At 53.3% G+C, this 19,392-nt stretch carries 26 protein-coding genes; 18 read left to right on the top strand and 8 right to left on the bottom strand.

Annotation, left to right across the window (positions count from 1 at the left end):
* The first annotated feature begins 72 nt into the window (after positions 1-72).
* Genes QZ280_RS16235 through QZ280_RS16225 form a run of 3 tightly spaced genes read left to right on the top strand, consistent with a single transcriptional unit; the run spans position 73 to position 1,285 of the window.
* A complete protein-coding gene (locus tag QZ280_RS16235; RefSeq protein ID WP_365734297.1) occupies positions 73-891 on the top strand; it encodes a hypothetical protein in 819 nt (272 codons plus the stop codon).
* Positions 840-992 (top strand): mechanosensitive ion channel domain-containing protein, encoded by a 153-nt coding sequence (locus QZ280_RS16230; protein ID WP_365734289.1) that lies wholly within the window; start codon positions 840-842, stop codon positions 990-992. The genes QZ280_RS16235 and QZ280_RS16230 overlap by 52 nt, the downstream gene beginning before the upstream one ends.
* The gene (locus QZ280_RS16225; protein ID WP_365734184.1) at positions 962-1,285 is read left to right on the top strand and encodes a hypothetical protein; all 324 of its coding nucleotides are present in this window, start codon (positions 962-964) and stop codon (positions 1,283-1,285) included. Before QZ280_RS16230 ends, QZ280_RS16225 begins: the two co-directional genes overlap by 31 nt.
* A gap of 174 nt (positions 1,286-1,459) precedes the next feature.
* Here the strand turns inward: QZ280_RS16225 and QZ280_RS04105 are convergent, their stop codons facing one another.
* Positions 1,460-2,224 carry a polysaccharide lyase gene (locus QZ280_RS04105; RefSeq protein ID WP_293441682.1) on the bottom strand — a complete coding sequence of 255 codons (765 nt, stop codon included), beginning with the start codon at positions 2,222-2,224 and terminating at the stop codon, positions 1,460-1,462.
* Between the two features lie 451 nt (positions 2,225-2,675).
* On the opposite strand from QZ280_RS04105, the gene rsfS reads away from it, so the two are divergent.
* From rsfS to QZ280_RS04070, 8 genes are all read left to right on the top strand, one after another.
* Positions 2,676-3,044, top strand: a complete 369-nt coding sequence (rsfS, locus tag QZ280_RS04100) for a ribosome silencing factor (protein WP_293441681.1) — start codon at positions 2,676-2,678, stop codon at positions 3,042-3,044.
* 6 nt (positions 3,045-3,050) lie between these two features.
* Positions 3,051-3,521, top strand: a complete 471-nt coding sequence (rlmH, locus tag QZ280_RS04095; protein ID WP_293441266.1) for a 23S rRNA (pseudouridine(1915)-N(3))-methyltransferase RlmH — start codon at positions 3,051-3,053, stop codon at positions 3,519-3,521.
* Between the two features lie 58 nt (positions 3,522-3,579).
* The gene (gene gpmI / locus QZ280_RS04090; RefSeq protein ID WP_293441265.1) at positions 3,580-5,097 is read left to right on the top strand and encodes a 2,3-bisphosphoglycerate-independent phosphoglycerate mutase; all 1,518 of its coding nucleotides are present in this window, start codon (positions 3,580-3,582) and stop codon (positions 5,095-5,097) included.
* Positions 5,097-5,399: a hypothetical protein gene (locus tag QZ280_RS16220; RefSeq protein ID WP_365734182.1), complete on the top strand. Its 303-nt coding sequence runs from the start codon at positions 5,097-5,099 to the stop codon at positions 5,397-5,399. Before gpmI ends, QZ280_RS16220 begins: the two co-directional genes overlap by 1 nt.
* 72 nt (positions 5,400-5,471) lie before the next feature.
* Entirely contained in the window at positions 5,472-6,227 is a 756-nt protein-coding gene (locus QZ280_RS04085) for a hypothetical protein (protein WP_365734180.1), read from the top strand.
* Between the two features lie 4 nt (positions 6,228-6,231).
* A complete protein-coding gene (locus QZ280_RS04080; RefSeq protein ID WP_293441264.1) occupies positions 6,232-7,575 on the top strand; it encodes a S41 family peptidase in 1,344 nt (447 codons plus the stop codon).
* 102 nt (positions 7,576-7,677) lie between these two features.
* A complete protein-coding gene (locus QZ280_RS04075) occupies positions 7,678-7,905 on the top strand; it encodes a DUF1304 family protein (protein ID WP_293441263.1) in 228 nt (75 codons plus the stop codon).
* A 172-nt stretch (positions 7,906-8,077) separates the two neighbouring features.
* Positions 8,078-8,548, top strand: coding sequence for a DM13 domain-containing protein (locus QZ280_RS04070; protein WP_293441262.1), 471 nt, complete (start codon positions 8,078-8,080; stop codon positions 8,546-8,548).
* Between the two features lie 3 nt (positions 8,549-8,551).
* Here the strand turns inward: QZ280_RS04070 and QZ280_RS04065 are convergent, their stop codons facing one another.
* Positions 8,552-8,755 (bottom strand): DUF4188 domain-containing protein, encoded by a 204-nt coding sequence (locus tag QZ280_RS04065; RefSeq protein WP_293441680.1) that lies wholly within the window; start codon positions 8,753-8,755, stop codon positions 8,552-8,554.
* 341 nt (positions 8,756-9,096) lie between these two features.
* Here QZ280_RS04065 and QZ280_RS04060 point away from each other — a divergent pair, with 341 nt between their 5' ends.
* Together QZ280_RS04060 and QZ280_RS04055 are read left to right on the top strand one after the other, a co-directional pair.
* On the top strand, positions 9,097-9,579 hold the full coding sequence (locus QZ280_RS04060; RefSeq protein ID WP_293441261.1) for an RNA pyrophosphohydrolase: 483 nt from the start codon (positions 9,097-9,099) through the stop codon (positions 9,577-9,579).
* A 92-nt stretch (positions 9,580-9,671) separates the two neighbouring features.
* Complete coding sequence (locus QZ280_RS04055) at positions 9,672-9,872, top strand: hypothetical protein (protein ID WP_293441260.1); 201 nt, start codon at positions 9,672-9,674, stop codon at positions 9,870-9,872.
* A 212-nt stretch (positions 9,873-10,084) separates the two neighbouring features.
* On the opposite strand, the gene QZ280_RS04050 is transcribed toward QZ280_RS04055, so the two are convergent.
* The 5 genes from QZ280_RS04050 to dapE all read right to left on the bottom strand — a co-directional run bounded on the left by QZ280_RS04050 (position 10,085) and on the right by dapE (position 16,097).
* Positions 10,085-11,428 carry a lytic murein transglycosylase gene (locus QZ280_RS04050; RefSeq protein ID WP_293441259.1) on the bottom strand — a complete coding sequence of 448 codons (1,344 nt, stop codon included), beginning with the start codon at positions 11,426-11,428 and terminating at the stop codon, positions 10,085-10,087.
* Between the two features lie 246 nt (positions 11,429-11,674).
* On the bottom strand, positions 11,675-13,936 hold the full coding sequence (rnr, locus tag QZ280_RS04045) for a ribonuclease R (protein ID WP_293441258.1): 2,262 nt from the start codon (positions 13,934-13,936) through the stop codon (positions 11,675-11,677).
* Between the two features lie 30 nt (positions 13,937-13,966).
* A complete protein-coding gene (locus QZ280_RS04040; RefSeq protein WP_293441257.1) occupies positions 13,967-14,545 on the bottom strand; it encodes a TIGR04282 family arsenosugar biosynthesis glycosyltransferase in 579 nt (192 codons plus the stop codon).
* Positions 14,542-14,955 carry a GNAT family N-acetyltransferase gene (locus QZ280_RS04035; RefSeq protein ID WP_293441256.1) on the bottom strand — a complete coding sequence of 138 codons (414 nt, stop codon included), beginning with the start codon at positions 14,953-14,955 and terminating at the stop codon, positions 14,542-14,544. The genes QZ280_RS04040 and QZ280_RS04035 overlap by 4 nt, the downstream gene beginning before the upstream one ends.
* Positions 14,952-16,097, bottom strand: coding sequence for a succinyl-diaminopimelate desuccinylase (gene dapE, locus QZ280_RS04030; protein WP_293441255.1), 1,146 nt, complete (start codon positions 16,095-16,097; stop codon positions 14,952-14,954). Before dapE ends, QZ280_RS04035 begins: the two co-directional genes overlap by 4 nt.
* A 290-nt stretch (positions 16,098-16,387) precedes the next feature.
* Between dapE and QZ280_RS04025 the strand changes: the two genes are divergently transcribed.
* The 3 genes from QZ280_RS04025 to QZ280_RS04015 all read left to right on the top strand — a co-directional run bounded on the left by QZ280_RS04025 (position 16,388) and on the right by QZ280_RS04015 (position 18,072).
* Entirely contained in the window at positions 16,388-16,930 is a 543-nt protein-coding gene (locus QZ280_RS04025) for a choice-of-anchor L domain-containing protein (RefSeq protein ID WP_293441254.1), read from the top strand.
* 82 nt (positions 16,931-17,012) lie between these two features.
* A complete protein-coding gene (locus QZ280_RS04020) occupies positions 17,013-17,798 on the top strand; it encodes a hypothetical protein (protein ID WP_293441253.1) in 786 nt (261 codons plus the stop codon).
* Positions 17,799-17,808: 10 nt separating this feature from the next.
* Positions 17,809-18,072 carry a hypothetical protein gene (locus tag QZ280_RS04015; RefSeq protein ID WP_293441252.1) on the top strand — a complete coding sequence of 88 codons (264 nt, stop codon included), beginning with the start codon at positions 17,809-17,811 and terminating at the stop codon, positions 18,070-18,072.
* Here the strand turns inward: QZ280_RS04015 and QZ280_RS04010 are convergent.
* Positions 18,069-18,419: a hypothetical protein gene (locus QZ280_RS04010; protein ID WP_293441251.1), complete on the bottom strand. Its 351-nt coding sequence runs from the start codon at positions 18,417-18,419 to the stop codon at positions 18,069-18,071. The genes QZ280_RS04015 and QZ280_RS04010 overlap by 4 nt on opposite strands.
* A gap of 199 nt (positions 18,420-18,618) precedes the next feature.
* On the opposite strand from QZ280_RS04010, the gene QZ280_RS04005 reads away from it, so the two are divergent.
* Positions 18,619-19,038, top strand: coding sequence for a transporter substrate-binding domain-containing protein (locus tag QZ280_RS04005; protein WP_293441250.1), 420 nt, complete (start codon positions 18,619-18,621; stop codon positions 19,036-19,038).
* Positions 19,039-19,079: 41 nt separating this feature from the next.
* On the top strand, positions 19,080-19,388 hold the full coding sequence (locus QZ280_RS04000; protein ID WP_293441249.1) for a transporter substrate-binding domain-containing protein: 309 nt from the start codon (positions 19,080-19,082) through the stop codon (positions 19,386-19,388).
* The last annotated feature ends 4 nt before the right edge of the window (positions 19,389-19,392 follow it).

Raw genomic sequence — 19,392 nt, 5'->3', positions numbered from 1 at the left:
AGCGACGCGCAATAGCAAGACACATCTGAGGCGACCAAGACGGTAGTTGCTGAAAAACCCTGCCCCGACGCCTTGGATAATCTACGCGACGCCGCATTTTCTTTTGCAGACATCGCACAGAACCTCAGCGAAAACCTACTGGAACCTTGGATTGCATATCAAATCGCCATCGCGATTGGCGTGTTTGTTGTCGCGTATTTTCTCACAACCCCACTTAAAGCACGCTTTCACAATTGGATGCGCGCGCGAAGGCTGGCCGACGTGGCGTATGCGTATCCTTGTGATGTTGCATCGCCGTTTGCTTTTGCTGGTCTATGTCTTGCTGATCTGGATCACTTTGCTGGTGATGCGCGAAATCACATGGCCCTCGCTCTCCTATTTGATCGGGATCATCGCAAATCTAACCACATTTGGTTTTTCGTCGCTTTCGTTAAGCGCTTTATTCACAACTCACTACTGCGCGCGATCACCCGCTATGGCACTTGGATTTGGGTAACGTTGAGCATCGTCAACCTGACGAACGAAACCCAAGAGCTGCTGGAAAACATAACGTTCGAGCATGGCACGATGCGCCTGTCGCTTTGGACCGTCGTGCAGGCATTGGTAATCCTTGCGATCCTGTTCGCGAGCGCGCAATTTATTTCAACTGTGTCCACCGCCACAATCCGCAAGAACGACGAAATTTCGCCGTCCATACAGGTGCTTGCGATCGAGTTCTTGCAAAAACTGCTTTATGGCTCTGCCTTTTTTATTGGTATACGCACGGTTGGTTTGGACCTGACTGGCCTCGCGTTTCAACATGCGCAATTGGTGTCGGCCTTGGTTTTGGTCTGCAAAAGATGGTCTCCAACCTTGTGTCCGGCATTATCATTCTGCTCGATAAATCGATAAAACCGGGAGACGTGATTTCAATCGGGGAGACCTTCGGCTGGATCAACGCGCAGGTGTACGATACGTCAGTGTGGTTACACGCGATGGTAAAAATTACCTGATCTCGAACGAACATCTGATCACCGGCCAAGTAATCAATTGGTCGCATTCCTCCGATTTTGTGCGGCTCGATATCTTCTTTGGCACAGCTTATGGCAATGATCCGCACAAAATACGCGCATTGCTGATTGAAGCGACGCAAACGGTAAACCGCGTGCTTGGAACGCCTCGCGCGCCTGTGTGTCATGTGGTTGGGTTCGGCGACAGCAGCGTTGATTACATCCTACGCTTTTGGATCATGGACCCGACGGAAGGTCTGACCAACGTGCGCGGTGCTGTGTTCTTGGCTCTGTGAGATACGTTGAAGTAAACGGGATTTTTATTCCGTTCGCTCAACGCGAGATTCGTACGTTGGGCGCAAATGCAGAATGATTATTAAGCAGAGATGTTCGCTTCGAGTCTAACTCACCCAGGCTGCATCGTGCGTGAATGACCGCTTTCGAGGTCAAGAAGGAGCAAGCTTTCTCTATTAGTCGACAGCACGATCGACTGAAATTTCGACAGAGGGACGGTCGTTTCCAATTCGTACTTCGTCATAGAAGGCAACCTGCGTCGGCATTGGCCTGCCATGGCGACTGACAAAACTGCGATATAGCCCGTATTTCACATAGTATTCTTGAGGGCGAAAACGTATGAAGCCAGTCGATCTTGCTTTGCGTTCTCCGTTCAAAAAGATTTCTAGAACTCCAGTCCCACGAGAGTCCAAGTGTACCATGACGTCTGTCCAACGTCCGCGCATGGCGTTCACGGTGGTCAGCGAAAAATTTCGGCAGACATCGCGAATATTGTTCTCTGGACCTGTTAATATGTGGAGACATGCATCGACCCGGTTTCCCCTAGCATCAATCTGCAGTAACGGCGGAAAAGATGGCAAGCCGCCCGCCGTACCTGTGGGACCACCTTTTTGATGAATCTGTCCGATAGTCGTATTAACGCGAGGCGAGCTATAAAAATCGCTTGGAAGATAAATGCTATAGGAAATCCAGCGTACTGTTTCCGGGAGAATTTTCTCGCCCACGACCAGCTCCGAGCGTTCGCGGTTATTTGCGCAATCGCTCCAGCCATCGTCTTGACCGCAATCACCTGGCCGCACCTCAAATCGCTGAGCTGTTTCACCAGCTCGTATCGGTGATGCGACAAACTGAAATCCATGTGGGGTATTGTTTAAACTGCGAAAAGTCTCCAGTCGGCCACTTCCTGTCACACAACCTGCAAGTAGTAATGCAGAGCACATAGAAAAGACGAGCGACCTACGCATAGAAAAGACCTTTTAACAGAGGGTAAAAAATGAACTTTAGCGCCTCTAATCTAGATGGCACAAGTCTTTCACGTCAAAAAAAAGCGCGTCACATTAAGTTGGCAATCGTACAATGTCCTTGCGTCGCAGTTCATGCGACGGCGACATACGAAAATCAATCAAGCACGAGGGGCGCAGCCCCTCAAAGCAAACGTTGGTTCATTTGCAGCGAAAGCTCACTTTGTCCGCGCTGCCGACCTTCGTTGCGTAAGGACGCTCTTAATTATGCTCCCAAAATTTGCTGCGCCTGCACAACTTGAGATTTTCCCAACGCACTGCTAAGTCCTTCAAACCCAGCACCGGGGCAGAATCGGTGTCTCGATAGGAGGACAGTGTTCTGTCTGTTAAAACCGAAGCGGCAGCGGCCGTTGATCAAGGGTCCGCGACAATAACCGGCCCCGATGACTCCAGTAGCGATGCGCTTCTGGCCTTTATCCTAAACTCGCTTGAAGAAGACAAAGCCGAAGACGTTGTGCAGATTGATCTGCGCGGGAAAACGGCGATTGGTGATTATATGATCGTTTGTTCTGGTCGATCCACGCGCCAAGTTGTGGCGATCTCTGAAAAGCTGTCTGACCGCATGAAGCAAGAGCTGGGGCGTGCCTCTAAGCTAGAGGGCAAGGGTAGCGGCGATTGGGTTTTGGTCGATACGGGCGATATCATCGTCCACGTCTTTCGCCCCGAAGTGCGTGATTTTTATCAAATCGAAAAGATGTGGATGGGTGGCGAAGAGCCTATGCCACGGCCAACGGCTTAACATAAGATGAAAGTACATATCTGTGCTGTCGGGCGTATGCGCGCGGGTCCAGAGAAGGTGCTGTTTGACGACTATCAAACGCGGTTTGATCGTACGGGTCGGGGTCTTAGCCTCGGCCCTTTGTCCGTTCTGGAGGTCGAAGACAAGAAGAACATTGGGATGAGTGCAGAGGCAGTTATGCTAAAACGCGTCATTCCTAAGGGTGCCCTCATCTGCGCAATGGATGAGCGTGGCACGGTCATGACCTCTTCCAAGTTCGCAAATAAACTTGGCGATTGGCGCGATGCGGGGCGTTCTGATCTCGCACTGATTATTGGTGGCGCTGACGGGATAGACCCAGAGCTATGCAAGCGCGCTGATTTCAAACTCAGTTTCGGGTCAATGGTCTGGCCCCACATGCTGGCTCGCGTGATGCTTGCCGAACAACTTTATCGAGCGGCATCAATCCTCTCAGGAAGCCCTTACCACCGCGTTTAGCTTTGCCTTGCCGCGCCTCTTTTCGTAGAAGGGGCAAAAGCCAAAGAAAGAGCCTGATATGAGCACCCCCAAACCTGTTGTTTTATGCATTCTTGATGGTTGGGGATTGTCTGATGACACGGCTGCCAATGCGCCTGCTTTGGCGAATACCCCCAACTTCGATCGCATTATGCGCAACGGGCCCTCTGCCCAGTTGATCACGCATGGTCCTGATGCCGGTTTGCCAAGCGGACAGATGGGTAATTCGGAAGTGGGTCACACGAATATCGGCGCTGGGCGCGTTGTTGCTATGGATCTTGGGCAGATCGATCTTGCGATTGAGAATGGCAGCTATTTTGAGGCGGAGCCCTTGGTTGAGTTTATTGGCAAGATGAAGGCGAGCGGCGGCACTGCCCATGTGATGGGCTTACTATCTGACGGGGGCGTGCATGGGATGCTAACGCACATGATCGCCTCACTAAACGTGATCGCCAAGGCGGGCGTGCCCGTTGCGCTACATTTGATCACAGATGGTCGCGATGTCGCGCCGTCTTCTGCGCATGGCTATCTTGAAACGCTTGAGAGCGCTTTGCCCACTGGTGTTCAAATTGCCACCGTTTGCGGACGCTACTATGCGCTGGATCGGGACAACCGATGGGAACGTGTGAGCACAGAGTTCTTTGCGATGGTGAACGCACAAGGTGCTGCACAGCCAGACGCGAAAAGCACCATCAACGCTGCGTATGCTAACAACATCACGGATGAGTTCATCGAAGCAACAGTAATTGGCGGTTATGCTGGTGCGCGCGATGGTGATGGTCTATTTTGCCTCAACTTCCGTGCAGATCGTGCGCGCGAAATCTTGGCGGCGCTTGCTGATCCGGCATTTGACGCCTTCACAACTGGCAAGCGCCCGGACTGGGCCGCGACCCTCGGAATGGTCGAATACTCCAAAGCGCATAACGCATACCTCGACACAGCCTTCCCACCACGCGACATCCCCAACACCTTGGGCGCATGGGTCGCGAAACACGGACTACGCCAATTCCGCTGCGCCGAGACAGAGAAATATCCGCATGTCACCTTCTTCATGAATGGCGGCGTCGAAGTGCCCGAGGCGGGTGAAGATCGCTACATGGCCCCCTCGCCCAAGGTCGCGACATACGACATGCAGCCAGAGATGAGTGCTGGTGAAGTCACTGACGCGTTTGCCGCCGCCATCGACGACGGTTACGATTTGATCATCACTAACTATGCCAACCCCGATATGGTTGGGCACACGGGTGATCTAGACGCAGCTATCAAAGCTTGCGAGGCGGTGGATCAAGGGCTTGGACGCGTGCTTGAGGCGTTGAAGAGTTCTGGAGGCGCGATGATAATGACCGCGGATCACGGCAATTGCGAACAGATGTTAGACCTTAAAACAGGTGGACCACATACGGCACATACGACGAACCCTGTGCCTGTGGCACTGGTTGGTGGCCCCAAGGATGCAACACTCCGTAACGGTCGTCTCGCTGATCTTGCGCCAACATTGCTTCAACTCATGACACTAGATCAACCCAGCAACATGACTGGCAAAAGCTTGATCAACTAATGCATATCCTGCGCGCTCTTTTGATTGCTTTTGCGTTCGCCACTCCGGCAGTAGCGCAAGATAATCCAGGGGCGACAGCGCAGGCCGCAGCGGATCGTTTACGCGCGGTTTCAAGCCAGTTGCAAACCGCCAAATCCGCGCATGATCGTGTGAAAGCCCTGAAATCAACAGTGCAAACGTTTGAGACAGGTCTTGATGCTATGCGTAAAGGACTACATCTTGAATCAACGCGCGAAAGCGTGCTGAGCCGTCAGCTTGCTGCGCAGGACGGTGAACGCGCTGAACTACTGGGCGTGTTGTAAACGATCTCGCGCACGCCTGCGCCTGTCCTGATAGCGCATCCCGACGGGCCTGCGGGGGCGGTACGCTCTGGCATGCTGGTCGCGGAAATGACGCCTGCACTGACAGCTCGTGCGAATGCGTTGCGACGCTATGTGGAAGAAATGGCGCTATTGCGATCCTTGCAGAAAACCGCAACGAATGAGCTGCGCACTGCTCTTGTTGGCGTTCAAGACGCGCGCGCCGCGTTGAGCCAAGCTTTGGCAGATCGCAAAGACCTACCAAAAAAGTTTGTCGAAGATCCGGTGCGCACCGCAATCCTGATTAGTTCGACCAAAACGCTTGATGCTTTTGCAGGGAGCCTGAGCAAGATTACAACCTCTGAAGCCCTCGGCCCTTTGCCTGATATTGGCACACTTAAGGGATCACTGCCTTTGCCCGTTGAAGGCGTGGTTCTGCGCCGCGCAGGCGAGGCCGATGCATCAGGTATCAAGCGACCCGGCATCCTCGTCGCTGCGCGCCCGCGTTCTTTGCTGACGACGCCCACAACAGCGACCATTCGATTTCGTGGACCGCTACTTGATCTTGGCAATGTCGTGATTTTAGAACCCCAAGCAGACCTTTTATTCGTCCTTACAGGACTTGAAACGCTCTACAGGGAGATCGGCCAAGTGTTGCACGCAGGCTTTCAAGTCGGCTTGATGAGTGGAAATACCGCGCAATTGGACCAGATATCGTCACAAGGGAGTGAAGGGGCTGGAAACACCCGCTCAGAAACGCTCTATATAGACGTAAGAGAAAAAGATAATTCCGTGGACCCGCTGAGTTGGTTCAAGGCAAACAAGGAATGAGCACATGAAAAAGTTTATCATGGCCGCAGTCGGGGGCACATTGGCCGGGATCATCCTGACCACCCAAGTCGCTGCCCCACTATTGGCCCAAGAAGCGGACAAAAAGGTAAATGTCTATGAACAGCTTGATCTGTTCGGCGACATCTTTGAACGTATCCGCGCGCAATATGTTGAGGAAGTCGATGAAGGAGATCTGATCAAAGCAGCCATAAACGGGATGCTGACCTCGCTTGATCCGCATTCTTCCTATCTGTCACCAGACGATGCCAACGATATGCGTGTGCAAACGCGCGGAGAATTCGGTGGTCTTGGCATCGAAGTCACCCAGGAAGAGGGCTTTGTCAAAGTCGTCTCCCCCATCGATGGCACCCCTGCTGATGAAGCCGGCATCGAGGCTGGCGATTTCATCACCCACGTTGACGGCGAAAGTATTCTTGGCCTTGCGCTTGATGGTGCGGTTGAGATGATGCGTGGCCCTGTTGGATCCGAGATCATCGTGACAATCGTGCGTGAAGGCGAAGCAGAGCCGTTTGATGTGTCGATCATTCGCGATACGATCAAGCTGACAGCTGTGCGTTCGCGTGCGGAAGGTCAGACCGTCGTTCTGCGTGTCACAACGTTCAACGATCAGACAACGCCGAACCTTGAAGAGAAGCTAGCCAAAGAAGTTGAAGAGCTTGGAGGCATGGACAACGTCAACGGCTTTGTCATTGACCTGCGCAACAACCCCGGCGGTTTGTTGACCCAAGCGATCCGTGTCTCTGATGCGTTTCTTGAGAAGGGTGAGATCGTTTCGACCCGTGGCCGCGATCCAGCGGATGGCGATCGTTTCAATGCAACACCAGGTGATCTAGCGATGGGTAAACCTGTTGTCGTTCTGATCAACGGTGGTTCTGCGTCCGCATCCGAAATCGTTGCAGGCGCGTTGCAAGATCACCGCCGTGCGATTGTGATTGGTACGAAAAGCTTCGGTAAAGGCTCTGTTCAAACGGTCATGCCTTTGCGCTCCAACGGGGCCATGCGCCTGACGACAGCGCGGTATTACACGCCATCGGGCCGTTCGATCCAAGCCTTGGGTGTTTCTCCTGACATCATTGTAGAGCAGCCCCGCCGTGCGCCTGAAGCAGAGGATGAGGCGGAGAAAGAGAGCATTTCCCGCCGCAATCGTTCTGAATCCGATCTGCGCGGCTCTTTGGATAACGACAGCCTGACAGAGGATGAGATCCGTCAAATCGAAGCAGACCGTGAGAAGGCCAAAAGAGCGGCGCAATTGCGTGATGACGATTATCAACTGGCCTATGCGATTGATATCCTCAAAGGCCTCAGCGCGCTGGGTTCGGACAAGTAAGCAGACGCGAATTCAAATCTAACGGGGCAGTTCTGAAAGGAGCTGCCCTTTTGCTTTCAAGATAACCTCTTGTAAGCTCTACGCTAACACTCGGGGACTCCAATGAAAACTGTCGCCCTCGCGCTTACTGGCCTCTCGGTCTTACTTCACATCTACATAGCTTGGTTTAAGATCTTTGCTTGGACGATAGTTGGCCCAGGTTTTTTCTACATGCTCCCAGCAGATCTATTTGAACAAAAAACCCAACTTGCCGCGAACCAAGGCATCTATAACGCCTTCCTTGCCTTCGGCCTCGGCTGGGTGCTCTTTATCAAAGATCCGAAATGGTAAAGGCACATCGCAAACTGCTTCTTAGGTTTCGTTCTCGTCGCCGGGGTCGTTGCAAGCATAAAAGTTGCCATCAAATCCGGATTACCCCAGTTCGTACCGCCTGCGATTGCACCGCTTTTCCTTAATTTCAGCAAGTCATCATCCGTAAACTAAGCAAGAATAGGTCCTGCATATGCGTCGCCTCATCACGTTTCTTACCACACACGCCATCGCAGTTGGCATCGGCTTTGCGCTCGGGATCTATCTTTTGCCTATTCTCACAGCCCCTAGCAGCCCTGATGCCTCGATGCTGGAAGAGAAAGCCCAAACCGCCCTCTTTACCGCAGAGCTAACGCGCAATTTGAAGGGCAGCGATTTTCTACATTGGGGTGAAGGTACCATTAGCGTCAGCAAAGCTGAGATCGTGCACGAAGGCAAGCTCGCCCCCGGCCCAGACTATTTTGTCTACCTCACCAATGAGTTTGTCGAAGATGAAGCCGGATTTGAAGCCCTCAAAGACCAAGCGCGCCGCGTTGGTCCGGTCAAAACATTCGGTGGGTTCTTACTAACTGTCCCTGAAGATATCGACGTGGGTGCTTATACAAACATCGTAGTGTGGTGCGAAAGCTTTGGTGAGTTTATCACCGCCGCAAAGTACCGCTAAGGGTTATCTTTTAAAACGCCCGCGTGCATCACTGCGCGCGCCCTCCGCAGGTACCAAATCAGCAACGCGCCCTAGCCCGTGGGGCGGAATGCCAGAATAAACGTTTTCATACTCACCCGCGCGCACCAGATAGGTCGCATGCCAAATGCCGACGTCACCACGGCTATGCTTCATACGTTTGTTGAACGCACGCCATGCCGGAAAAATGCGCGTGATCTAGCGATTTCGAATAGGCTTCGAGATGGACAAAACTGCGCTAATACTGCACGCTCAGTCCCGCACCCGAGGTTTATCCTAGAAAGCCCATCTCCTGAGGCGGTAAGGACTCCAGCTCTTTCCGCATCGCAGGCATGGTTTTCAGCAAGCGCAGCCATTTGTGGATCTTCCACTAGGCGTTCACCTTCAAGCCAATGAGGAAGACGACGAAATCGCCCTCAATCTGCGCTGTCATACGCTCGTTAATTATCTTTGCCACTACGCTGATCCCGCTAGTACAAAGCCTCGCCAACAGATACACAAGTGCCAACGCACACGCCGAAAGGTACATGATGACACCCAAACAAATCAACGCCCTCCCTTACCGCCCTTGCGTCGGTATTATGCTAGTGAATGAGGCTGGCGAAATCTTTACAGCCCAACGCCTCGATAGCAGCGCGAATGCTTGGCAAATGCCGCAGGGCGGGATCGACAAGGGCGAAGAAGCGGGCGTTGCAGCTCTGCGCGAGTTGGAAGAAGAAACAGGCGTCACGCCAAACCTTGTAACGGTGATCGGGGAAACAAAGGACTGGTTTCCCTATGACTTGCCTCACGCGCTTGTGCCAAAACTCTGGAACGGGCGCTACAAAGGGCAGGAGCAAAAATGGTTTCTCATGAAGTTTCACGGCAGCGACACGGACATCAACATCGACACGGAGATCCCCGAGTTCTCAGAATGGCGTTGGACCCCTGCGGATCAATTGGTCGCCAATATCGTGCCCTTCAAACGCGACGTTTATTCCAGTGTCTTGCAGGAATTTGCACCGCACTTCTAATCGCGGCTACACTGCATGTACTGTCTTGCTTACTCTATGTTCTGTCCGAAGCACTTGCGGAAATTGACGGGTCCGAAGACGGATACGTCGCCGTGACTGGCAAGCTGTCTTTTAACAAAAACAAGCTTCCTAAGCCCGACTTTGAGAACCAAGAGCACACGCCTGAATTGACAAAAATCAAAGCGCGTTTGTCTGACAAGGCGCTGTCGCGCTCAGGCTTTACAACTCCGTTCAACGCGCCAATCACATTGCAAGTGCGCTGCCTCGGTGAATGGTGCGCAGGTGTCGGTTAAACGCCTAATGCCCTCGTTTTCTTGAAACAAACAAATCAAGGATACACGCTAGACTTAAGTCCTTGCGGCGATCATCCCTTTTCCGAACCGACCAAGAAAGATCTAATAATTGTGCAACGATGCTACCTGAGCGAGCAATGTCCAGAACCCAATCAGCACTGATTGCATCCTATCTCTTAAAATATTCCCGCCGGAAGCATCAGCTCTTACATTCATTCCAAACGTTCAAGCAGGTTTAGCGACGCATAACCGTCGGGGATCATCCCCACGGATCGTTGAAACCCTTTGACCGCAGCAACCGAATCCGGGCCAATCTTGCCATCGACACCTTTGGTGTTAAATCCCGCCGCCGTGAGCAGCCGCTGCATCTTTTGCCGCTCTTTAAACGTCAAAGCGCGGTCTTCTCGCGGCCACTCCGCTTTGATCGGTTCCGCGCCACGAATGCGATCACTCAAATGGCCAACACCTATCACATACGCATCAGCTGCATTATACTGCTCGATCACTTTGAAATTATCAAACACAATAAACACAGCCCCACGCGCGCCTGCAGGCAACAGGATTGCACCAGCACCATGATCAGGCACAGGCTTTCCATCGACGCCAAGCACGCCCAAAGCGGCCCAATCAGCCGGCGCACGTTTAATCTTACGGTTCGCCAGATCATAGTTGAACTTGTTGGGCAACGTGACCTCAACACCCCAAGGTTGCCCAGTTTGCCAACCAAATTTGCTCAGGTATGCAGCCGTTGATGCCAATGCATCTGATGGATCATCCGCCCAAATATCGCGCCGCCCGTCGCCTGTGAAATCAACCGCGTAATCGAGATAAGAAGTTGGAATAAACTGCGTGTGTCCCATCGCACCCGCCCAGCTGCCTGTCATGTTTTCCGGCGTTATATCACCCGATTGAAGGATTTTCAGCGCGGCAACTAATTGGCTTTCAAAGAAGCGCCCGCGACGTCCGTCATATGACAAGGTCGCCAGCGCAGAGACGATGGGCGTGTCACCGCGAAATTCACCGTAGGCACTCTCTAGACCCCAAACCGCAACAACAACCTCTTTCTCCACACCATATTTCGCCTCAATCGCGTCAAGCTTGGCACGGTGTGCCTCAAGTGCGGCTTTGCCATTTGCGATGCGTTTGTCTGAGGCTGCGCTATCAAGGTAGTCCCAAATCGTTTTAGTGAATTCAGATTGATTTCGGTCCCGTTCGATCACTTTGGGCAGGTAAGCGACATCACGGAAGGACCGATCAAAGGCCGCAGGGCTTATCCCGGCACTTAACGTGCGTCTTCGAAAACCTGATGTCCAACGCTTGAAACCCACATTTGACGTGGCAGCAAGAATGGCTTCAGGCGTCACGGCGCGCTCTTTCTTATTCACGCTCGGGCGCGCGTTGGGGCGGATCTTGGAGATAAGCTTGGCCGTTTGCACTGCCGTCACTGCATCCGCGTTCGGGCGGCTTTCGGGGCGCATAGAGGTCTCAACGCTCTCCGCTACAGCCAAGCCAGAAAAGGACGTCATCACACAGAATACAAAGAGCTGAACGCGCATAGGTTTACCTTTTCAATCCACTTCCCTTCAGAGTAGCGCGATTGTTTCCAATACGGAAGAAATCAGGAGAACGGAGTGCGGGTATTTGCCGACGCAAAGGGATCATTGCGGATACGTTCGATGAATTCTCGCAAAATCTGCCCGTCGAAACCGCAGCACGCAGCCTTTTGCGCAACTTGGACAGATTACCCGCCTATGTCGTCCATGTAAGCGCCGCGATCTATCCGAGCGCGCAACCGGTCAAACTTAGCGTTGCCGCTTAACCTTGCGCTTCACCTTATCCGTCTTGAGTTTGGAGGTTTTCTCTTTGCGCCGGACGGGTTTGCCGCGACCACGATGACCGCCACCGCCACCTTTGGGCAGGGCTTGACCGTCAATCGTCAGCATCTCCAACTCGACCCCACCCGTTTGCGGTGTGGTTGAAGCCAGCTTGACCGTGACACGTTGCCCTAGCCCGATCACAAAGCCTGAATCGGATCCCATAAGGGTGGAGCTATCTGCATCAAAATGAAAGAACTCGCGCCCCAAAGAGCGGACAGGCACAAGCCCATCGGCCCCCGTCGCGTCAAGTTTCACAAAGACACCAAATTTGACGACACCGCTAATGCGCCCACCCAATTCTTCGCCAACATATTCGCTTAAGAACGCGGCCAGATAGCGGTCCGTCGTGTCACGTTCCGCCATCATAGAGCGACGTTCGGTTTGGGAAATATGTTCGCCCGCTTCTTTCAGACCATCCGCATCGTTTTGCGTCAGGCCATCCTTGCCCCAACCATGTGCAGTGACCAAAGCACGGTGCACAATCAGGTCCGCATAGCGACGAATGGGTGAGGTGAAATGCCCGTATTTGCGTAGCGCGAGGCCGAAGTGACCAAAATTTTCAGGGGAATAATACGCTTGCGTCATGGAGCGCAGGGTCGATATATTGATCAGCTCTACCTCGTCCGTATCGGCTGCTTGGCGCAAAAGCTGGTTGAGGTGCTTGGTCTGCAAGACCTGCCCCTTCGCCATGTTCAAACCCGCGCTTTGCGCTATTTCGCGCAAAGCATTTAATTTCTCTTGCGAGGGTTCTTCATGCACGCGAAACAAAAGCGGCTGCTTCTTTTCGATCAAAGTTTCCGCTGCGCAGACATTGGCCAGCACCATGAATTCTTCGATCAGGCGATGCGCATCAAAGCGCTCTGCAAAGGCAACGGACGTGACTTTGCCTTCGTCGTCCAAAATGATCTTACGCTCTGGCAAATCCAGTTCCAGCGGCTGACGCAGCGCCCGCGCCTTTTTCAAAGCACCGTAAGCGGCGTAGAGTGGGCGCAGAACTGGGCTGACAAACGGCGCTGTCTTCTGATTGGGATTTCCGTCCATTGCCTGCTGAACCTCGGTATAATTCAGTGAGGCATGAGACTTCATCAGGCCACGCAAAAATTCATGGGATAGCTTCTGGCCATCAGCATCAATGACAATGCGTACCGCGATACAGGCCCGCGACACGCCCTCGTGGAGCGAGCAAAGATCACCAGACAAGCGATCCGGCAGCATAGGCACAACGCGATCCGGGAAGTAGCTGGAGTTGCCGCGATTGCGCGCCTCTACGTCCAATTCGGACCCCGGCGTCACGTAATGTGCAACATCCGCAATCGCTACCCAAAGGATGTGACCACCGTTATTGGCAGGGCCCGTATCGGGTTCGGCATAGCACGCATCATCGTGATCGCGCGCATCGGAAGGGTCGATTGTGACGAGTGGGAAATCGCGTAGATCCTTGCGGCATTCTAGGCCAGCGGGGTTTTTCGCGTCTGCTTCTGCGATCACTTCATCAGGGAAATGATCGGGGATTCCGTGCTGATGGATCGCTATCAGGGAAACGGCTTTAGGCGCTGTTGGATCCCCAAGACGCGCGACCACCTGAACACGCGGTAGGCCCATGCGGGCCTTTGTGCCAATGAGTTCCGCTTCTACGAATTCGCCATCTTTCGCACCGCCAGCAGCGCCTGCGGGCACTTCCCATTCTTTGGAAGCTCCTTTGTCGATAGGCAGGATGCGCCCGCCTTCATGGCCTTGGCGGAAGACACCTAGGATACGTTCAGGATTAGCTCCGATATGACGAATAAGACGAGCTTCATAAAGGTTTCCTGCGCCTTTGATCTTGGTCACGCGCGCCAAGATGCGATCACCCGCGCCCAACGCTTTGTCGCCTTGTTTGGGGATGATCAGTATTTCAGGTTCTGCGCCTTTACCCTCCCACTCCATCGCTTTGGCCTTGAGATCGCCGTCGCTGTCAGGGCCGATAACCTGCAAGACAGAAACAGGCGGCAAGCTATCAGGATCGCGAACCGTCTTTTTACGTTTGGTGAGATGCCCTTCTGCTTCAAGCTCTTTCAGGATACGCTTGAGATCAATCCGCTTGGCCCCTTTGATGCCAAATGCCTTCGCGATATCGCGTTTGGCGGTTTGGGTTGGGTTGTCAGTGATCCACTGCAGGATCGCGGCTTTGTTGGGTAATTTGCTCATACGCGCGCTTTAACACGGGTGAGCGGAGAGCTACAGAAGTTTCAGATCATCCACTGTATCAACGTCCCGCAAGGTCGCAACATGAGCGATATTAACATCCCCCAAAGAGCGCGCGCTGTCTGTTAGCGCGTGCTCGGAAGACCAGCACACGTTGGTGAGAATATCGCGGTGTGGGGGACGGGCGCGCTTCATCCCAATGAGCCAATAGCCGCCATCTGGCGCAGGACCGAAGACTGCTTCGTGATTGCCCAACACTTTGAAAGCTTTCGCGATGTGAGGGCGGGTGATGTCGGGAATATCGGCACCAATGATGCAGACGGGGCCAGCGGGGAGACCTCGCAGGAGACGCGACATGCGGTAGCCAAGATCACCTCGACCTTGCGCGACACGGGGGAGATGGGCGGGCCAAATGCGGCTGGTGAGGCCCTCAACATCAGGGGCGACGGCGAGGATTGTGTCCCAGCGGGGGTCTTCGATCCGGCGCAACAAAGCGCCAATCTGATGACGAAACCACCATGCGGAAACGGTGAGGCCGATGTCGCGACCCAGGCGCGTTTTCACACGACCGGGATGGGGCTCTTTCACCATAATGACCAGCTTGGACCTCATAGAGAGAGCTCCATCATACGGTGATCGATGCCTGCGTCGTTGAACACCTCGCCGTAGGCTTTGAAACCGAACCCTTCGTAGAACCCAAGCGCATTAAGCTGTGCGCCAAGAACTGCGCGCGGATGGTTTTCGGCGCGCGCCCAGTCGAGGCAGGCTTGGATCAAGGCTTGGCCTTGATAGGTCCCACGCACCTCTTTCAGCACGCAAACGCGGCCAATTTTGGCAGAGCCATCTTTGATAGACACGCGCGCTGTGCCTACGGGTTTTCCTTCCACATAGGACAGGAAATGGAAAGAGCTTTCGTCCATCCCATCGACTTCATCTTCGGTGCTCACACCTTGTTCATCAGTGAAGACAATTTTACGGATAAGCTGACACGTCGCAATGTCAATCGTCTGGACGACACTCATGCGAAGTAGTCTTTCAGAATGCGTTCGTAGATACTTTTGAGCTGCGCGATTTGCTCGATTGGGACGTTTTCATCAACTTGATGCATGGTTTTACCAACGAGGCCGAACTCCACAACAGGGCAATGGTTTTTTACGAAGCGTGCATCAGATGTGCCGCCTGTGGTGGACATTTCGGGGGTTACACCTGTCTCTGCTTCGACGGATTTGGCGATGAGATCGGAAAGTGGGCCGGGTGGCGTGATAAAGCTTTCACCGCTGATTTTGATTTTGAGGGTGACAGGCGTGTCGAACTCGGATGCGACATTGTCCGCTGCGGCTTGAAGCCACTCGGACAGGCTTGCGCCGGAGTGAAGGTCGTTGAAACGGATGTTCACAGTGGCGCGGCAATTAGCGGGGATCACATTGGTCGCAGGGTTGCCCGTGTCGATCGTGACAACCGCGAGGGTGGAAGCATCAAAGTGATCTGTACCTTGATCCAGCTCATGGCTGGCAAGACGATCCATTAGGCGTGCAAGTGCAGGCAAAGGGTTTTTGGCGCGGTGTGGATAGGCGGAATGGCCTTGTTTTCCCGTGACCTCAAACCAGCACGTCAGCGAACCACGACGGCCGATTTTCATCATTTCGCCCATCTCGTTCGGGCAGGTTGGCTCCCCAACCAAACACACGCTCATCCGTTCGTTTTCACGCTCCATATAGTCGAGCAGGGCGGTCGTACCATCGAGCGCATCGCCCTCTTCATCGCCGGTAATCGTCAAGATCACCGCGCCGTCTGGTGGTGTCGTTGCGACGAAATCAATCGCAGCAGCTGCAAAAGCAGCAACGCCAGACTTCATATCGGTCGTGCCTCGCCCATACATTATGCCATCGACGATATCCGCACTGAACGGCCCGTGCGTCCATGCTGTTTGATCGCCAATCGGCACAACGTCAGTGTGTCCATTAAAGCCGAAGGTCTTCGCCGCGCCCTTACTCCCCCAACGCGCAAACAGGTTGGAAATACCAGCACGATCGACGCGCGAACACTCAAAACCTGCATCATCCAACAACTTTTGCAGAAGAATCAAAGCACCGCCTTCTTCCGGCGTCACAGACGGGCAACGGATAAGATCGGCAGTAAGTTTGACGGGATCGATGGGTTGCATAAGCATTTCCTATGGGGCGAGCGTGGTTGGAACCTTGCTACCGCCCCGCGCTAAGTGATGCAATTGGTTGAAATAATTGTGACCAAAAAGGGACGCCTCACCCGCATACACCCACAAATTGCCGATAACACTGTTCCTGTGTGCCAGCGGTCCATTTTAGCGTTTCGTTAATAAATTGACCCGAGGCAGGGCAAACAGCAGTACAGTTCCAACGTGGCCACCCAAAAATGATCCGCAAAAATGCGGGCGTAGAGCAGTTTGAACTGTCTCAATACGAAAGGTATTGAGGCATGCCAGCAACCGGCGCAGAGCTAGGTTACAACACAAGCGCATCCGTGTTGGCGATGGCGAATGCCATCTTTGGCAGCGGTGTGACCGTCACAGGCGCGAGCTATTCAGGCGACAATAACAGTTCGGCGATATATTCGAACGGCGACGCCTTATCCCCTGATGCAACACCAGGTGACACAGGAGTTATCCTATCCATAGGTCGCACGGACCGTTTCACACAAAGCAATGGCGATCCAAACCGCTCGACGAACACCTCTGGCGTTAACAACGATTCAGATTTCAACGCAGCTGCAGGTGCAAATACCTATGACGCGTCTTTTCTTGAGGTGGATTTTACCTCGCCAACTGCTGGTTTCATGACGATGCAGTTCGTTTTCGCATCCGAAGAGTACCCAGAATATATGAATCCGCTTTATCAAGATATGATCGGCGTTTGGATCAACGGAGCCCAAGTCAACCTGACAGTTGGCGATGGGGACGCTGATCCCAGCAACTTAAACGCCAGCGATAACAGCAACCTTTTCATCAGTAACACCAATTAACGCAGGCACAAATTCGATCAAGATCGGCGCCGCAGATGTTGCGCAAACATAAAGCGGATCTTCTGTTGGGGCGTGTCGCGTAATGGGATGGCTTGCCTATAGGGGTGGACGCGACACAGCGGCTGCACATGCATCGATCACTCCAGAAATCATGATTGAAACAGCGGCTCTAGTGCTTGAGGCACCCTTGCCGTCTAATCGGCGTGCCGCCACGCTTTTGGAAGTTGCGAGCCTGCATCCCGAACCTTCCTTGCTACGAATTCAATCAATTCCGGACGAGGAATTTTCCATTTTGATCAGCTCGGGCGCGTCAGTGTTTCACGCGCTGATCTCTCACACGTTGCAATCACGTACGGATAGTTTCCGCCTAACCCTGAATTGGAATTCGACGTCCGGTGACGGCTTTCTATCCATTAAATATCCCGACGATGACGCGTTGTTCACCCACGATTTAGCCGGATGCATCCCAATGCCTGGCGCGCTTATTCTTGAGGCACTTGCGGAAACGCGCAGTGCAGAGGTGGCGCAAAACCTACCCTATATCGGCTTTCATCAAGGTCCAATTCATGTTGCTCCCTCGTCAACCCTAGATTACCACACGCCAGTTCTAAAACCTCTATGCTATCGCAAGATTGGTATGATGAAGCCCGGGGATACAGCGATCAGCACCGGCGGCGACATTGTTCCTGTGTTGGGTGTGTTCAAGAACACCACGCCAGCCTTTGGCAGCTTCGCGCCTGTGCGTCTACGCGCGCCTTACTTCGTATTGCAATCCGATTTGGTCATGGCGGGCGCCCAGCGTTTGATCTTTGGTGGCTCTAATGCCGAATACACATTCGGCTGCGACGAAGTCCTTATCCCCGCGTAACACCTGATCAATGGCACCGCCAGCTATTGCACAGCCTGCAACTGGCACAATGACATATTTTCAGCTTTTGTTCTCTGAAAACGAGGAGTTTATCGCAAGTGAGCTCTGTTTGGAAATCCTGTTCATTGGACGTCTGCGCAGACGCAAAGATATCTTTCAACGCACATCTTTGTCCACTTTGCCGCACAATTTTTTGCCAGAGCACACAGCGTCTGCAACCCAGATCTTGCGCCCCTATGAGGCCATTACACTAGCTGCAATGCGCGCCGCTTAATGCGCAGGCTTATCGTCAAACAAAGGCGTCATCTGAGCGATGATAACGGAATTCTCATCAAGCGCGCGCTGTATCAATGCGCGTTCATCATCAGAAATGTCGTGCCCTTCGGCCATGCGTTCGTCGAGCGTGCCGTATCCGGTGACATCCAAAGGCGCGACATCCGCCTGCTTTAAGATGGCGACGGTCTCGCGCACGGCTTCCGCTTCATCAACACCGGAGGCGTAAATCATTAGGGCCGCCCCGCTTGAACCTTCGGGAAAACCGTCACCGCTAGAGCGACCAGCTTGCACCAAAAGCGTGAAGACTTGTTGCTTTTTGCGGGGTTTTTTGGGCTTATCAGACATTAGTTAGGGCGTATCTGCTGCACTTCCTTGCGTCAAGCATCGCGGTTGGTTGATGAATGGGGTCTAAACCTATCAGTCTCGCGCGAGCTCTCACACTACGACGGACCCTGCACCAATGGCATATTTGAAACGCATTGCTCTGACCTTTTTGACGCTTCTCTCTTTGGCTGTGTCAGTAGCGGCGTAATCGGATGACCCGTTGGTCTTCGCAACTGTACACCGCCCTCCTTTCGCGGATACACCTGAATTGCGCGGGTTCAGCATAGACCTGATGCGCGCAATCGGGGAGGATATCGGACGCGACATTGTGGTTGAACCGCAAGATTTGTTCGGCCAAATTCTCACCAAGGTCAAAACAGGTGATGTGGATGGGGCGATTGCTAATATTTCCATCACGACAGAGCGCGAACGCGAGATGGATTTCACCCAACCCATTTTCGGCAGCGGTATCAAAATTATGATCCCAAACGAAGGATCGGGGGCCAGCACCTTTGCTGCTTTATTCACTTGGGATATTGCGCTCATCGTTATAAACGGCTTGGCCTTGTGGTTTTTTGAGCGTCGCGTACAAACCTATTTCGACGAACCCGCGCGCGAAGCGTTGTTTCCCTCATTCTAGTAGGCGCTCAATCGGTCGTTAACGGGGAATTTGAGGAACGCGTGCCGTGCTCAACGTTCGGGGGCATGCTCGCGGTGCTGTTGGTCCTGTCAAGCTTGTTTATCGTGTCGATTTTTGTCGCCTCCAGCACCGCTACGATCACCGTAAACGTGCTTAGCTCCAATGTACAAAACCTGCGTGATTTAGAAAATCGCCGCGTCGCGAATGTGACGAACTCAACAAGTGCTGCGTTCCTCACTGCAAATGGGTTGGTGTTTGCCGATTATGCCTCACCCTACGAAATGTTCAAAGCGTTTGAGGCTGGTGTAGCTGACGCCGTCTTCTTCGACGGGCCCATCCTTGCCTACTAACAAC

The sequence above is a fragment of the Planktotalea sp. genome (assembly GCF_018607995.1).
Classification (GTDB): Bacteria; Pseudomonadota; Alphaproteobacteria; order Rhodobacterales; family Rhodobacteraceae; genus Planktotalea.
The sequence above is the reverse complement of the archived record's forward strand: the minus strand, read 5'-3'. Positions and strand labels throughout refer to the sequence as shown.

Excerpts from the sequence above, each read along its gene's own strand:
- QZ280_RS04060 (WP_293441261.1), top strand. The coding sequence starts at position 9,097 with ATGACACCCAAACAAATCAACGCCCTCCCTTACCGCCCTTGCGTCGGT.
- QZ280_RS04015 (WP_293441252.1), top strand. The coding sequence starts at position 17,809 with ATGGCACCGCCAGCTATTGCACAGCCTGCAACTGGCACAATGACATAT.
- QZ280_RS04035 (WP_293441256.1), bottom strand. The coding sequence starts at position 14,955 with ATGAGTGTCGTCCAGACGATTGACATTGCGACGTGTCAGCTTATCCGT.
- QZ280_RS04070 (WP_293441262.1), top strand. The coding sequence starts at position 8,078 with ATGCGTCGCCTCATCACGTTTCTTACCACACACGCCATCGCAGTTGGC.
- QZ280_RS04075 (WP_293441263.1), top strand. The coding sequence starts at position 7,678 with ATGAAAACTGTCGCCCTCGCGCTTACTGGCCTCTCGGTCTTACTTCAC.
- QZ280_RS04040 (WP_293441257.1), bottom strand. The coding sequence starts at position 14,545 with ATGAGGTCCAAGCTGGTCATTATGGTGAAAGAGCCCCATCCCGGTCGT.
- QZ280_RS04025 (WP_293441254.1), top strand. The coding sequence starts at position 16,388 with ATGCCAGCAACCGGCGCAGAGCTAGGTTACAACACAAGCGCATCCGTG.
- rlmH (WP_293441266.1), top strand. The coding sequence starts at position 3,051 with ATGAAAGTACATATCTGTGCTGTCGGGCGTATGCGCGCGGGTCCAGAG.
- gpmI (WP_293441265.1), top strand. The coding sequence starts at position 3,580 with ATGAGCACCCCCAAACCTGTTGTTTTATGCATTCTTGATGGTTGGGGA.
- rnr (WP_293441258.1), bottom strand. The coding sequence starts at position 13,936 with ATGAGCAAATTACCCAACAAAGCCGCGATCCTGCAGTGGATCACTGAC.
- QZ280_RS04085 (WP_365734180.1), top strand. The coding sequence starts at position 5,472 with ATGCTGGTCGCGGAAATGACGCCTGCACTGACAGCTCGTGCGAATGCG.
- QZ280_RS04020 (WP_293441253.1), top strand. The coding sequence starts at position 17,013 with ATGGGATGGCTTGCCTATAGGGGTGGACGCGACACAGCGGCTGCACAT.
- QZ280_RS04010 (WP_293441251.1), bottom strand. The coding sequence starts at position 18,419 with ATGTCTGATAAGCCCAAAAAACCCCGCAAAAAGCAACAAGTCTTCACG.
- QZ280_RS04105 (WP_293441682.1), bottom strand. The coding sequence starts at position 2,224 with ATGTGCTCTGCATTACTACTTGCAGGTTGTGTGACAGGAAGTGGCCGA.
- dapE (WP_293441255.1), bottom strand. The coding sequence starts at position 16,097 with ATGCAACCCATCGATCCCGTCAAACTTACTGCCGATCTTATCCGTTGC.
- QZ280_RS16230 (WP_365734289.1), top strand. The coding sequence starts at position 840 with ATGGTCTCCAACCTTGTGTCCGGCATTATCATTCTGCTCGATAAATCG.
- QZ280_RS16220 (WP_365734182.1), top strand. The coding sequence starts at position 5,097 with ATGCATATCCTGCGCGCTCTTTTGATTGCTTTTGCGTTCGCCACTCCG.
- QZ280_RS04080 (WP_293441264.1), top strand. The coding sequence starts at position 6,232 with ATGAAAAAGTTTATCATGGCCGCAGTCGGGGGCACATTGGCCGGGATC.
- QZ280_RS04050 (WP_293441259.1), bottom strand. The coding sequence starts at position 11,428 with ATGCGCGTTCAGCTCTTTGTATTCTGTGTGATGACGTCCTTTTCTGGC.